This is a genomic window from Acinetobacter sp. CAU_H_S139_7 (assembly GCF_058599305.1).
In genome coordinates, this window is the sequence record NZ_CM178651.1 from 2,717,877 (window position 1) to 2,731,161 (window position 13,285).

Annotated in this window: 12 protein-coding genes; 6 read left to right on the plus strand and 6 right to left on the minus strand. The window is 43.9% G+C overall.

Translation table 11 applies throughout. The features are described 5' to 3' along the window. Positions 1 to 67: 67 nt before the first annotated feature. Positions 68 to 625, minus strand: a complete 558-nt coding sequence (locus AC4MC0_RS13285; protein WP_004982945.1) for a YceD family protein — start codon at positions 623 to 625, stop codon at positions 68 to 70. Positions 626 to 722: 97 nt separating this feature from the next. Between AC4MC0_RS13285 and AC4MC0_RS13290 the strand changes: the two genes are divergently transcribed. From AC4MC0_RS13290 to rluB, 6 genes are all read left to right on the plus strand, one after another. Further along, a complete protein-coding gene (locus AC4MC0_RS13290) occupies positions 723 to 1,385 on the plus strand; it encodes an elongation factor P hydroxylase (RefSeq protein ID WP_333641442.1) in 663 nt (220 codons plus the stop codon). 85 nt (positions 1,386 to 1,470) lie between these two features. Then, positions 1,471 to 2,088 carry an L-threonylcarbamoyladenylate synthase gene (locus AC4MC0_RS13295; RefSeq protein ID WP_004695345.1) on the plus strand — a complete coding sequence of 206 codons (618 nt, stop codon included), beginning with the start codon at positions 1,471 to 1,473 and terminating at the stop codon, positions 2,086 to 2,088. 54 nt (positions 2,089 to 2,142) lie between these two features. Further along, on the plus strand, positions 2,143 to 2,409 hold the full coding sequence (locus AC4MC0_RS13300) for a hypothetical protein (RefSeq protein ID WP_279739255.1): 267 nt from the start codon (positions 2,143 to 2,145) through the stop codon (positions 2,407 to 2,409). Positions 2,410 to 2,857: 448 nt separating this feature from the next. Continuing rightward, positions 2,858 to 3,652, plus strand: a complete 795-nt coding sequence (locus tag AC4MC0_RS13305; RefSeq protein WP_335999159.1) for a segregation and condensation protein A — start codon at positions 2,858 to 2,860, stop codon at positions 3,650 to 3,652. After that, positions 3,652 to 4,239 carry an SMC-Scp complex subunit ScpB gene (scpB, locus tag AC4MC0_RS13310; protein ID WP_010327370.1) on the plus strand — a complete coding sequence of 196 codons (588 nt, stop codon included), beginning with the start codon at positions 3,652 to 3,654 and terminating at the stop codon, positions 4,237 to 4,239. The genes AC4MC0_RS13305 and scpB overlap by 1 nt, the downstream gene beginning before the upstream one ends. A gap of 41 nt (positions 4,240 to 4,280) precedes the next feature. Continuing rightward, positions 4,281 to 5,423, plus strand: coding sequence for a 23S rRNA pseudouridine(2605) synthase RluB (rluB, locus tag AC4MC0_RS13315; RefSeq protein WP_418655268.1), 1,143 nt, complete (start codon positions 4,281 to 4,283; stop codon positions 5,421 to 5,423). 165 nt (positions 5,424 to 5,588) lie between these two features. On the opposite strand, the gene AC4MC0_RS13320 is transcribed toward rluB, so the two are convergent. The 5 genes from AC4MC0_RS13320 to AC4MC0_RS13340 are packed head-to-tail and all read right to left on the minus strand — an operon-like array spanning position 5,589 to position 13,281. Then, positions 5,589 to 7,319: an ABC transporter ATP-binding protein gene (locus AC4MC0_RS13320; protein WP_335999162.1), complete on the minus strand. Its 1,731-nt coding sequence runs from the start codon at positions 7,317 to 7,319 to the stop codon at positions 5,589 to 5,591. A gap of 10 nt (positions 7,320 to 7,329) precedes the next feature. Then, positions 7,330 to 8,475, minus strand: coding sequence for an ABC transporter permease (locus tag AC4MC0_RS13325; protein WP_335999164.1), 1,146 nt, complete (start codon positions 8,473 to 8,475; stop codon positions 7,330 to 7,332). 7 nt (positions 8,476 to 8,482) lie between these two features. After that, positions 8,483 to 9,421 (minus strand): ABC transporter permease, encoded by a 939-nt coding sequence (locus AC4MC0_RS13330; RefSeq protein ID WP_335999166.1) that lies wholly within the window; start codon positions 9,419 to 9,421, stop codon positions 8,483 to 8,485. Positions 9,422 to 9,432: 11 nt separating this feature from the next. Continuing rightward, positions 9,433 to 11,448 carry a M3 family metallopeptidase gene (locus AC4MC0_RS13335; protein WP_491887128.1) on the minus strand — a complete coding sequence of 672 codons (2,016 nt, stop codon included), beginning with the start codon at positions 11,446 to 11,448 and terminating at the stop codon, positions 9,433 to 9,435. A 24-nt stretch (positions 11,449 to 11,472) separates the two neighbouring features. Further along, positions 11,473 to 13,281, minus strand: coding sequence for an ABC transporter substrate-binding protein (locus AC4MC0_RS13340; RefSeq protein WP_335999170.1), 1,809 nt, complete (start codon positions 13,279 to 13,281; stop codon positions 11,473 to 11,475). Positions 13,282 to 13,285: the final 4 nt, after the last annotated feature.

Below are 13,285 nucleotides of genomic sequence, written 5' to 3' on the forward strand. Positions count from 1 at the left end.
TTACAAATCGAAAAATATGGATCAGAACAAATTCAGTTGTCTTATACGGAAGAGTATAACACAAAAATTAGTTAAGTTTACCCTTCAAACTTGCCAAAACATCAAACGGATTATCCCGCTTTTCTTCAACAAGTTCTTCAACGGCAGGTTGGTGCTTATGTTCACAAGCGTCATGCTTAGCAGACAAAGGCATCAACAATAACAATTCATCTTCTATCAGAGACAGTAAATCAGCCGTCGCAGGCGCATCATAGCTACCTTTCGTCGTTGCTTCACTTTCACCTAAGACGATGAAATCAGCATCCTCATCCAAGCGCTCTATCAGTGACTCATCATCCACTAGAGCTAGATGAAAATCTGAAACGAGTTCAATGTTTACCGTGCCTAAACAGCGCTGGCATTCCATTGGAACGTTCGTTTCAACGTGACCATCTAGCCATACAATACGATGATACGCATCCATTGATAGCTTACAGTCTATGTTAATCAATTGATCATCAATTGATCCAACAGCTTCACGGGCTATACGAGCAAAGCGAGACAATGGCAGTGTTCCTGACCATGTAAAGCCTTGTTCGGCCCATTTAAACGGCTCAATCTGTGCCGGAAAGGTATTTGCTGACATAATTAAGGCGGCAATTCTACAAATTCATCAGTACTCTGTCAAAGATTAAGATACAATTTTGTACTTATTTAGACAGACCATTTGGGTAACTTAAGTCATGCATCTGTTGCAGCCGCAAACAGAAGTGAGTATTTCATCACTTGTGAGCACAATTTCAACTGTCGATTCTGACATTTCAAACCGCCAAGTGCAACTCTCGACGTGGGAGAATTTGTGTACAGAAGCAGAACAGGTTGATTGGCTTATCTTACACTTTAATCGTTGGTTTTCCCACCTGAATGTCAACTTGGTTAAAGGTGACTTTGAACCTGAATATTTTCCCGCTACAGAAAGCACCCCTGCGCGTATCCAATTTGCCCATGGTTTTTTTAATAGTGCCTTACATGAAATCAGCCATTGGAGCATCGCAGGAGACCAACGCCGTCTACTCCCCGACTTAGGCTACTGGTATGCACCCGATGGTCGTACGGCTGAGCAACAAGCTTTATTTGAGCAGGTTGAAATTAAACCGCAAGCCATTGAATGGTTATTTGCCACAGCTTTTGGTCGGAAGTTCCGTGTTTCCTTAGACAATCTGACTGGTGAAGGTGGTGACGGCAACCGCTTCAAAGACCATGTTTTCGCTCAAGTTCAGGCTTATTTTTCAGGCCAAGCTCAATTACCACGTGATGCGAAACACTTCATTGACTGTATTTGCCTATGTACTCGTGCTGGCAAAACATTACAGAGCGATGAATTTCAAAGAGAAATGCTCGACTAAATTTCACACGATTCACATTTTGGTCATTGAACATCACCGAGATAAAGCGCGATAATGTTGAAAAAACCATCAGGAGATAAAAACGATGCTTCATTTAAGAGTCCATCCTGATAACCCTCAAGCACGCTCAATCAGCCAAGCAGTAGAACGGATTCGTGCAGGCGATGTGGTGGTATACCCGACCGATGCCGCTTATGCCATTGGCTGCCAGATTGGGAATAAAAATGCCATGGAGCGGATTGCTCAAATTCGTGGCCTTGGGGCCAAACATCAATATGCCATCATTTGCGCGGATCTTTCCGATATTGCCACTTATGCCAAAGTGGACAATGCTATGTATCGTTTACTGAAAAATAATACACCAGCCGTGACGACGTTCATTTTGCCTGCAACCAGTGAAGTTCCCAAACGCTTGATGCATCCGAAGAAAAAAACTATTGGTTTACGTATTCCAAGTAACCCAGTGTGCCAAATGTTACTCAAAGAGTTAGGCGAGCCGCTACTAACCAGTACATTAATCCTGCCGAATCAAGAAGAACCGCTGGATGATCCCTATGACATTGAAATGCAACTGTCAAAACGAATTGATGTGTTTATCGACAGCGGGCTGGGCACATTAAGCACCACCAGTATTGTCGATTTATCAGGTGATCACCCTGAAGTGATTCGCCGTGGACTTGGTGATGTCAGCGCATTTGAGTGATGCGCTGCATTTATTCGCTAGGGAAACTAAATCTCACATTCTCAAGAGATCAACATGACCCTGTTTACGGTTTTGCTCAATCTGAATCAATTTCCCGAGCAACATAGTTTATATGTGCAGCGTCCTTGGACGCTTGAGTCCGAGACTTTGGTGCAAAGCCCGAGTTCAATCAACTGCATTATGCGGGAAGAGAATCTGTACAGCTATTTCCTCCCGATCTCGACCATCCAACAATATTTCAAATTCCTCGAACCCAAAAATCTCTGCCTACAAGACAGCTGTCAGCGCATCATTGAATTTGCGCTACAAGCACCTGAGTAAATCTTTTCTTTGGCGTCAACTGACATTAACTTGAGCTTCAGCTACTCTCTTCACTCATTCAAACCATCTATCAAATAAAAGCGTTGCCCTCACTATTCTAATCTCAATAAATCTGTATCGCCCATTTACCTATCTGCAGCAAATCGATTATTTTGCAAACTACAGGACTATGCCCTAAGTGTGCCAAGTTCTCTCAAACCCACCCCATTTCTGCAAATTTAGCTACGACATCAGTGGATAAAAAGCATCACACAAATAAATACTCTATATTTATTTACAGCTTTTTTTGTTATTTGGTCGGTGAAATCATGTATTCACACCGCAATTTGTTTTACACTAAGCCCTATTAAAATTATGTATTTTTTAAATCACCTCTACTTTTTCTCCTAAGTACTGATTCGAAAAAACATAATCATGCCTTTGAAAATTCGCGTGGCCAATAACTGTAATGAATCAATCCGTCCATAATGCCATGGAAGATCTTCCACAAATCCGTGTTATGGATGAGTGGCATGACTCCATCCCCGAGGATTTATATATTCCTCCAGCTGCATTTGAAATTCTTTTAGAGCATTTTGAAGGACCACTCGACTTTCTGATTTACCTGATTCAAAAAAACGGCTTCGACTTATTACAGTTAGATATTGCCCCTATTGCAGCGCAATACCTGTCTTATATGGATGCCATGAAGTCGCTGAACATTGAGCTGACAGCAGACTATATGGTGATGGCCGCGCTATTGGCTGATTTAAAGTCACGTTTGCTGTTGCCCAAAGCACCCAATGCAATCCAAATTGAAAAAGACCCAAAACAAGAGCTGATTGACCGTTTAGAAACTTATCTCCGTATTAAACAAGCGGCTGAACGCTTGGGGCAAATGCCTATATTAGAGCGAGACACCTTCTCAACCAATGTCAGCTTAGGCCAAACTCTAGACAATAATCACGGTCATGATGTGCAACAGCTGCGTGATGCACTGTTCTGCGTGTTTAACCGACCTGAGCCGATTACCCACCAAATTGCACAAGAACCTGTTTTACTTGAAGAGCGCATGGCTTTTATTGAAAGCAAAGTCGCTTCAGGTGAAGTTTTAATTTTTGAATCTTTGCTGCGTCCCATTCAAGGTCGGATGGGCATGGTCGTGACGTTTATGGCCATTTTAGAGTTAACCCGTCAGCAACGTATTCAAATTGTAAGTTCAGGTGTTGAAGCACCGCTTTCGATACAAGGAGTCAAAAAATAATGTTAGAACAAACCGCTCCTGTAACGAACGAAGATAACTTGCATGAAGTGTTGATGCAATTAGAAGCGATTATTTTTGCCAGTGATGCACCTGTTTCACTTGCACGATTGAAAGAATCGTTCCAAAATCAATATAGCAAACAAGATTTACGCCAGTTTTTACAACAACTTGCCATGCTACAGCATGGTCGTTCGATTGAACTGATTGAAACTGCTCAAGGTTTTCGTTTTCAAGTTCGAGCAAAATACCGTCAAATCGTTGCGCAAACGTGGCCAGAGCGACCAACTCGCCTCTCGCCATCGCTACTCGAAATGTTGGCCGTGGTTGCTTATCATCAACCCGTCACTCGAGCAGATATAGAACAAATTCGAGGAGTCTCAAATAACAGTCAACTGTTACGCACGTTATTTGATTGGAACTGGATTAAAGAGTCCGGTTTTCGTGAACTCCCAGGAAGACCTGCGTTGTTAGTTACGACGCCCCAATTTTTAAATGCATTTGGCCTAAATTCTTTAGGTCAGTTGCCTCCCCTGCAGGATGCCAAGGAAGCTTTTATGGCGCTCGATGCGAATGCACCGAAGTCGTAAATAGGTGAACTGTTGATGATAATTTCTAAGGTTATGCTGTCATGAGTGAAAAGTTGCAAAAGGTACTCGCACGAGTTGGTTTGGGTTCTCGCCGTTATATGGAAGAAGTCATTGCCGCTGGTCGTGTGAGTGTCAACGGCCAAGTTGCCCAAGTAGGCGAACGTATTGAACCAGGTGATGAGCTTCGCATCGATGGTCGTAAAGTATCGTTCCAAATTGAAGATGAAATTCGTCGTCGTGTTCTGATTTACTATAAACCAGAAGGCGAAATTTGTTCACGTAGTGATCCTGAGTCACGTCCAACTGTATTTGAGCAATTGCCTGCAATCGCGAATGATCGTTGGGTGATGGTGGGTCGTCTGGATATTAACTCAACAGGTTTACTACTATTTACAAACGATGGTGAGTTGGCGAATCGCCTGATGCACCCATCGAATGAAATCGAACGTGAATATGCTGTGCGTGTTATGGGTGAAGTAACCCCGCAAATTAAAAACAACATGCTCAAAGGTGTGGTGTTAGATGATGGCCCGGCTAAGTTCGAATCATTCTCTGAAATTGGCGGTGAAGGGATTAACCGTTGGTTCCAAGTGGTGGTAAAAGAAGGTCGTAACCGCGAAGTACGCCGTATTTTTGAATCACAAGGTTTAAAAGTTAGCCGTCTACTCCGTACACGTTACGGCACAGTTATTTTACCGCGTGAACTACGTACAGGCCGCTGGATGGAGCTAGACAAAAACGACATCGACAACTTAACCAAAGCGGTTGAGCTAAAACCACGTCAAGGTACTGGTTTGTACGGCATGGCAAAACGTCGTACTGAACGTATGCAAGAAAAACCAATGGCTGCGCGTCGTGGTGGTTTCTTACGTCAACAGCGCCGTGACAATGAAGATGAAAGCCAACAACAAGCGAAGCCAGCCTTCAACCGTGAACGCCGTGAAAATCCAAATGGTCATAGCCAGCGTCGTCAAGACAATGCTCAAACAGGCTATGGTCAACGTGAACAACGTCAAGGCAACACTGGATCTGCACAACGTGAACCACGCCAAAACTCAGGCTATGCACAACGTGACAGCCGTCCAGAGAACTTTGGCAACAAAGGCACCTATGGTCAACGCGACGCGCGTGATGAAAATGCGCCACGTAAACCTTTTGGAAATAAAGGCTTTAAAAAGTTTTAATTTTTAAAGTCAAAATTTGAGCCACTTTCGAGTGGCTCTTTTTATATGTGTTTACGATGCACAATAAGCCTTCTTTCTGTTCTAGATCAGAAAAAAACTGCAAGCTCCTCATAAAAAACGCCCAACCTATTGAGCGTTTTTATTCCCCCGCCAACAGCAGCCCATTCATGACACACTTTGCGGAATAGCACTAAGTAAACGTTTGGTATATTCGTGCTGTGGCGACTGGTACAAATCATCTGAATTGGCTATTTCCACCAAATCACCATGATTCAAAACCATGATTTGATCTGAAATATATTTCACTACAGACAAGTCATGTGAAATAAAGATATAACTCAGTCCAAATTCATCCTGTAAATCTTGCAGCAAATTCAGTACTTGAGCTTGTACCGAAACATCCAAGGCCGAAACCGACTCATCACAAATCAAAATTTCAGGTTTTAAGGTTAAGCAGCGCGCAATGGCAATACGTTGACGCTGTCCACCTGAAAACTCATGTGGATAACGATAAAAAGCCTGTGCAGGTAAGCTCACGCGTTCTAACAAGTCCAAAGCCATCTGTTTGCGTTCAGCATCATTCTTCCCGACCCCATGCACCTGCATCGGTTCCATCAAAATCTGCCCAACAGTAAAGCGTGGATTCAGTGATGCATAGGGATTTTGGAAAATAATTTGAATCTTGCGTTGATACTGAGCAAACTCTTTTTCTGTCATCGACAGCAAATCGCGTCCTTGAAACAAAGCTTTACCACCTGTTGCCTCCTGTAACCGCATGAGTAACAACCCAATCGTGGTTTTCCCCGAACCAGACTCACCCACCAAGCCCAAAGTCTTGCCTTTTGCCAGTTGAAAACTCACGCCTTTGACCGCTTGAAACTCCTCTTTGCCAAATAATCCTTTACGACTATAAAATGACTTTTTAAGGTCACGCACATCTAAAATGATCTCTTCTTGGCCAGTTAAGCCGCGAGATCTTTGTTGAAGTGACTCGACATCGATGGTATGCGTTTCAATATAGTCATCATCCTTTTGCTGCATGAAATCACTGATCATCGGCAAACGCAGGGGACGTTTAGATAGTTGCGGACGGCAGTGCAACAACGCTTTGGTATAGACATCTTGAGGACGTTCAAGTACAGCTTTAACCCAGCCTTGTTCACGAATTTGACCATGCCGCATCACAATTACCTGATCGGCAATTTCCCCGACTAAAGCCAAATCATGGGTAATAAACAGCATCGACATTTGATGCTTCTTCCGCAACGACTCCAGCAAATCTAAAATTTGCTTTTGAATGGTGACATCCAGCGCTGTCGTCGGTTCATCGGCAATCAATAGTTTGGGTTTACACGCAATTGCCATAGCAATCATGACCCGCTGCTGCTGACCACCCGACAACTGCCCTGGATAAGCATCAATCTTGGTTTCAGCAGATGGAATCCCAACTTCTATCAACAGTTCCAAAGCACGTGCACGCGCCTGCTTACGACTCATGCCCAAATGTAACTGCAAAATTTCTGCAATTTGTGAACCTACCGTAAACACAGGATTTAAGGATGACATCGGTTCCTGAAAAATCATGGCAATATCTTTGCCGCACTTTTTCCGCATTTCACGGCGCGGTAAGTCGAGTAGGTTTTTCCCCTCAAACAGAATTTTACTGTCCAAAGAAATTTGACTACTTTCAGGAGGCAATAGTCCCATGGTCGCTAGCGATGTGACCGACTTCCCACTGCCTGACTCCCCAACCAAGGCCACAGTGGTATTCACTGGAATACTAAAACTGATGCCTTTGACCGCTTCAATGTACTGCTTTTCTTCATTTTTAAAGCTGACACGCAAGTTTTCCACCTGAAGTAAGGTTGGCGCTGTCATATGATTAAGTTCAGACATTCTCATGCTCCTATTTCAGTTTCGGGTCTAATGCATCACGCAGTGCATCGGTAAACATTGAAAATGCAGTGACCAGAACAGCCATCGCTACCGAAGCAGCCGCTAACTGCCACCACTTACCTAAAATCAACTCACTTTGAGCCTCATTCAGCATACTGCCCCATGACACCACACCGACAGGGACACCAAAACCAAGGAAGCTCAAAATCACTTCTGACTTAATAAAGGCCACCACCAATATTGACATTTGAACCAGTGCGATATGACTGACATTGGGAAATATATGCACAAAGATGCGTCGGCTATGACTCACTCCAATCGCTTTTGCCGCCAGCACATATTCCCGCGAAGTATGCTTCATATATTCGGCACGAATTAAACGATATACTCCCGTCCACCCCGTTAAACCCAAAATCAAAACAATCGATAAAACGCCTTTTTGTTGTAGTACTGCGGCAATCGCTAAAACCAAGAGCAAATAAGGAATCGAAGTGAAAATGTTATAAAACCAGTTCAAGACATCATCGACCCAGCCACCAAAGTAGCCCGAAATTGCACCTAGAACGGTACCAATCACCACAGCAAGAAAAGCTGCGACTAAGCCAACAATAATTGATGTTTCTGCACCTTTAATGGTTTTCAGTAAAATACTTTGTCCCCATTTGTCGGCACCTAAAATCAGGCTTTGCTTGAGTTCCGCTTGTTGATCTAGTAAATGACCATCCAGCGCTTGGTCAATCGCTTTCATATCTTCGGCTAAAGGATCAACAACCCCATAGTAATCAATAGCCCCCCCCACACCCTGTTCAGCAGCAATTTCTGCGTTGAGCTCACGAATCACATCTTTTAAAGGATCAACAGGGTTTTCTGGCACAGCCGCTTCGACTTTTCGTGTTTCACTTTGCGTAGCAGGTATCGCTGCTGCACCGATAAACGTAGGCGGTGCATAACTCACCGCAACTTCTTTATTCCAGTTTTTTGCAATCAATCCTGTAGATGACAGGACTAACAGCACCAAATAAAACAGTACGATTAGGAGAGAAAACATGGCGATTCGATCGCGTTTTAAACGGTGCATGGCGAGTTGCCATAGTCCTGTAGACGCTGTTGTAGGTTCAGCAGTATCTGGTTTTCTTTTAGTGAGAACACTGAGCATAATTCACCTACTTCAACTGTACGCGTGGATCGACCCATTTATAAATCAAATCGGCAATCAAGTTGAAAAACATCGTTGCGAGGGCAACGTACACGGTAATGGCTTTAATCACAGGAAAATCACTGCGCTCTACTGCAATAATCACTTCACGACCAATGCCCGGAATACCAAAGAAGCGCTCAATCAAAAATGCACCAATCAGCAAAGCAGGTAAACTTGCCATCACGTCTGTAATAATCGGGATTGAGGCATTACGTAGCACATGCACACCTAAAATGCGGCGTTCACCAAGCCCTTTGGCACGTGCAGTACGAACATAGTCTTGATTGACTTCATCCAAAACAAAACTACGATACAAGCGTAAAGTCGGGGCAATACTGACCACCAACATGATCAGAATAGGCAATAAAGCATACTTAAACAGGTTTTCACTAAAGCTATCGCTCCAGCCTTGGACTGGAAACCAGCTCAGCTGATAGGCAAAGACATACTGAAAAACAATGATATACACCAAGATACTGATCGACATGCCAATCGTACACAGCATCATCACCATACGATCCGTTAAACTGCCGCGCACGGCTGCTACCGCCAAAGCCAACACAATAGAAATGATGGTTTGTAAGATCGTCAGTGGAATGAGCAAAGTCAGTGAAGGCCCGAGTCGTGTCGTGATGATTTGCGATACTGACTCCCCTGTACTCCAACTCAGCCCATAATCAAAAGTCAGAATCTGTTTGATGAAAATCCACAGTTGCACATAATAGGGCTGATCGACCCCAAGCTGCTGTCGGATATTTTCAATCTGTTCAGGGTTCGACATTTTCCCTGCCAAAATATAGGCAGGGTCGCCACCAACCCAGTTAAACAAGAAAAAAATCAGCAACACCACTCCAAGCATGGTCGGGATCATTTGCCAAATTCGACGAATAATATATGCCAGCATAAAAATGCCCCTTATTTCACCCGTTGACCGGTAATTTCATCGAAAAAGGCTTTGTTATCAGGTTCACGACCCAAAAAGTCTTTGACCAATGCTTTGGCAGGTTTTTGACCACCTTGGGACAAAATAGTTTGACGATAGTGCTGTCCCACTTCAGGGTTATTTAAGTTATCACCAAAGGCTGAAAGCATGTCCAACGCCATCACTTCTGACCACATATAACCGTAATACCCGACTTGATAACCGCCCATGATGTGACCAAACTGCCCCGGAAACTCGGTGGTTGGAACATAGCCCAAGGCCGTTGCCCCTTCCATTTTTTCCCAAACCTTTAAGGGCTGAACCTCTCGTGCATCACTACCATGCAGCGCCATGTCATACTGTGCATACAACGTCTGACGTGCATAATGTAAACCACGCCCATAGCTATGCACGGCATTGAGTTTAGTAATCAACGCATCATCCACGCGTGGGCAGTCAGGTTTACAGTAATCTGCCACCTTTGACAAAGTCTCTTTACGTCGTGCCCATTCCTCATACATTTGTGACGGCGCTTCGACAAAGTCCCGTTCAACTGAAGTTCCTGACTGAGATGAAAAGCGTGTGTTGGATAAAATGCCATGCAACGCATGACCAAACTCATGTACAAAAGTTTCTAACTCATCGCTATTTAAACCATTGCGGTTAAAGTTAGTGACCAGTGCTGAAATCGGTTTGCGTCCAGTTAGGCTACTGCCGCCATAAACGCCCCACACAGCAGCATGTCCATATTTACCTTTACGTGGAAATTTATCCATATATAAGCCGCCGAGCAGTTGCCCAGTTTTGGCATCGGTCACATCGTAATATTCCACTTCATCTTGCCAAACCTCGACTTTGGCAGGCTTAAACTTGATGCCATACAGGTTTTCAGAAATAGCAAATAGCCAGTCTTGCGAGGCTTGCGTTGGGAAATACTGACGTAGCTGTTCTTGGTCGACCTGATACTTGGCTTTGCGTAATTTTTCACTCCAATATGCTTCGCTCCAACGCTCAATACTGGCTTGCTCAACAGGGATATTCAAACTTTGCGCTTTAAACTCGCGTAGAGTTTGGACTTCCTTTTTCTCTAGGGGTGCCACGGTAGCATGTAAATCCGCCAAGAATTTATTCACGGTTTCAGGCGTTTTCGCCATCCGGCTTTGCAGTACCCACTCGGCATAACTGGACTTACCAAACAGTTTGGCTAACTCATAACGTAAGTCCATGGCTTGCTTCAGCAGCATTAGATTTTTCTCACCGCCACGTCGGGTAAATGCAATTTGATAACGCTTACGTGCATCATCGTTATCTGCCAACTCCATAAACGGACGATAATCGGGATACTCAAACCCTAACAGATAATTACCCTTGTCATTTTTCTTTAAGCCGTCGATATAACTTTGTGGCAGGCCTTTTAGCTCATCAGGGCTAAATTCGAGTTTTTCAGGATTATCACGGACATTACGCGCATACTCTTGTTCAATTTTTGCCAGTTCATCAAAAATCGCTTTTAAGCGTGCTTGTTTATCCGCTGAAAGCTGTATCCCTGTTTTTTCAAAGCCCTCCAAAATATCTTCACGGAACTTGGCTTCAATCGGATCAGCAATTTTTATTTTCTTAATTTGTTGATATAGCTTTGGATTCTGATACACATCGGTTTGGAATTGGCTAATTTTAATTTCACAGTCTTCAGCCGCTTTACGCAGTGCTTCATCAGGGTCAACATTGCTATACAGACCTATCGGGCCGTAAAAATCTTCAAATGATGCAAAAATACGATCCCATTCAGCCAATACGGGCGCTGCTGTCGTTTCGTTTTTAAGGGGCTTATTTTCAAACGTTTTAAGTTGCTTTTTCACATCTGCAATTTTGGCATTACACATTGCAGGGATGTCTTTAGCTTGAAAGTTGGGTAATGTTTGGCGCGGTGCCGTTTCCGCCAAAGCCATCTGACTCATCCCTAGGCCCAACATGCACAATGCAGTGAATTTAAAATGTTGCTTTTTCATCATGACTCCAGTTTTGTTTAATTTCTATTTCTTCAAATCAATATCGATATACATCCACTCTGCAGGCAGTATGGGATGCTTTTTAAAACCAATCACACGCGGTTGTGCCAAGATATTGCGGTAACGCGCCCCAATCACCTGCACAGGCATATACACTTCCAGCAGGCGTGACATTTTGGCGTAGATTGCATCACGCTCTGGGCTTGGTGTCATCTTTTGGGCTTGTTCATATAGGCGGTCATATTCAGGAATTTTGACGCAGCCATTGTTGGTGATCTTGATGTTTTTGCCATAAAACAGCTGCATAAAGTTATCTGCATCTGGGTAGTCTGCAATCCATGCTGATGCTTTAAACATGGTTTTACATTGTTTTTCTAATTTCAAAGCCTCAGCAAAAGGCATCGCCTTGGTGGTCATTCTGATTTTGATACTGTCTAAAGTTTTCTTCCAAAACTCGGCCTGTTGTTGACTGCGTAAATTATTGCCCGAAAGCGTCATCTCAATCACCAAAGGTTTCCCATTCGGCTGAGTACGCCAACCATCCGCAGCTACTTTATAGTGATAACGATCTAACAATAAATTTGCCGCTTTGACTGAGTAAGGAATACTGCTTCGATAATTGGGGTCGTAGCCCACCACACCATTTGGAATCGGTGCTTGCAGTTTTTGCGAATCGCCTTTTTGTAAAATATTGATGTAGTTATCGGCTGAAAACGCCATCGCCATGGCACGGCGCAGGGCGATTTTATCTTTACTCAAACCACCAACGACTGGGTTTTGCATATTCCAATAATGATAGTCAATCGAAGGATCGGTAATCCGTGACAGCTGTACACCTTTCTTAACCAATTCAGGTTTTAACTTTCCATCTTGCAAGGCTTGAACCGTCAGCTCACCATCTAAGGCAAACAAATCCACTTCATCTTTAATAAAGGACAACCAGCGTGATTGCCCCTCTTCCATTACCTGAATATCAATCTCGCCAATTTGCGGCATCTTTTTGCCTTGCATGGCTTTGACGATCTTTTGATCCTCAGGCGTACTGGCCTTAAAGTTCCAAACAAAATTTCGGAAATCAGGATTGGCCTTTAAAATAATCCGCGAACCCGGCGTCCATCGACTGAGCATGTATGGCCCAGTGCCTATTGGATGCCCCATGACAAAACCTGCTTTGTCACGATATTTTTCAATGACTTCCCGTGCAACTGCACCTGCAGGCTGATGTGCAAGCAGCATTGGAAAGTTCTGATCGGGACTGGTCAGGCGAATGACCAAGGTATAACGATCTGGTGTTTGTAAACCAGCGACAGATTGGTCGTAATTAAATTTCCCCGTTTTCTGCGCCTGTTTCAGCAAAGCCTCCATCCCTAAGATTCGCCCATCGAGCAGCCAACTGTTGGGTGAACGCAAACTCGGATCCAGTAAACGCTTAAAGGTATACACATAATCAGCCGAGGTCAGCTCACGCTTTTTACCTTTAAACACTGGGTCAACAGCAAAATAAATCCCCTTTTGCAAACGAATGGTGTAGGTCAATCCATCCGCACTCACCTCGGGTAAAGCCGCAGCTGTTCGTGGCACCAATTTCGCAGGTGAGGCCAAATAATCGTAGGTAAACAACGTTTCAAAAATCGAACCATTGACATGGGCCGAGTACAAGTCATGCACGCCCGCAGGGTCAAAGCCTGTTTCAGCCACAGGAAAAACATAACGTAAAACTTTTTTCGGGTCGGCAGGGCTTTGCGCAAAACTGGAAACTGAACTACTCAGCAGAATGCTGCCTGCCAAAATTCCCAAACCCCATCGTTTCAATTTCTGATTTAGATCTCTCATTATG

Bases quoted from the DNA above. Each gene is read 5' to 3' on its own strand.
- rluB (WP_418655268.1), top strand. From the start codon at position 4,281: ATGAGTGAAAAGTTGCAAAAGGTACTCGCACGAGTTGGTTTGGGTTCT.
- AC4MC0_RS13325 (WP_335999164.1), bottom strand. From the start codon at position 8,475: ATGCTCAGTGTTCTCACTAAAAGAAAACCAGATACTGCTGAACCTACA.
- AC4MC0_RS13290 (WP_333641442.1), top strand. From the start codon at position 723: ATGCATCTGTTGCAGCCGCAAACAGAAGTGAGTATTTCATCACTTGTG.
- AC4MC0_RS13320 (WP_335999162.1), bottom strand. From the start codon at position 7,319: ATGTCTGAACTTAATCATATGACAGCGCCAACCTTACTTCAGGTGGAA.
- AC4MC0_RS13305 (WP_335999159.1), top strand. From the start codon at position 2,858: ATGAATCAATCCGTCCATAATGCCATGGAAGATCTTCCACAAATCCGT.
- AC4MC0_RS13285 (WP_004982945.1), bottom strand. From the start codon at position 625: ATGTCAGCAAATACCTTTCCGGCACAGATTGAGCCGTTTAAATGGGCC.
- AC4MC0_RS13340 (WP_335999170.1), bottom strand. From the start codon at position 13,281: ATGAGAGATCTAAATCAGAAATTGAAACGATGGGGTTTGGGAATTTTG.
- scpB (WP_010327370.1), top strand. From the start codon at position 3,652: ATGTTAGAACAAACCGCTCCTGTAACGAACGAAGATAACTTGCATGAA.
- AC4MC0_RS13335 (WP_491887128.1), bottom strand. From the start codon at position 11,448: ATGAAAAAGCAACATTTTAAATTCACTGCATTGTGCATGTTGGGCCTA.
- AC4MC0_RS13330 (WP_335999166.1), bottom strand. From the start codon at position 9,421: ATGCTGGCATATATTATTCGTCGAATTTGGCAAATGATCCCGACCATG.
- AC4MC0_RS13300 (WP_279739255.1), top strand. From the start codon at position 2,143: ATGACCCTGTTTACGGTTTTGCTCAATCTGAATCAATTTCCCGAGCAA.
- AC4MC0_RS13295 (WP_004695345.1), top strand. From the start codon at position 1,471: ATGCTTCATTTAAGAGTCCATCCTGATAACCCTCAAGCACGCTCAATC.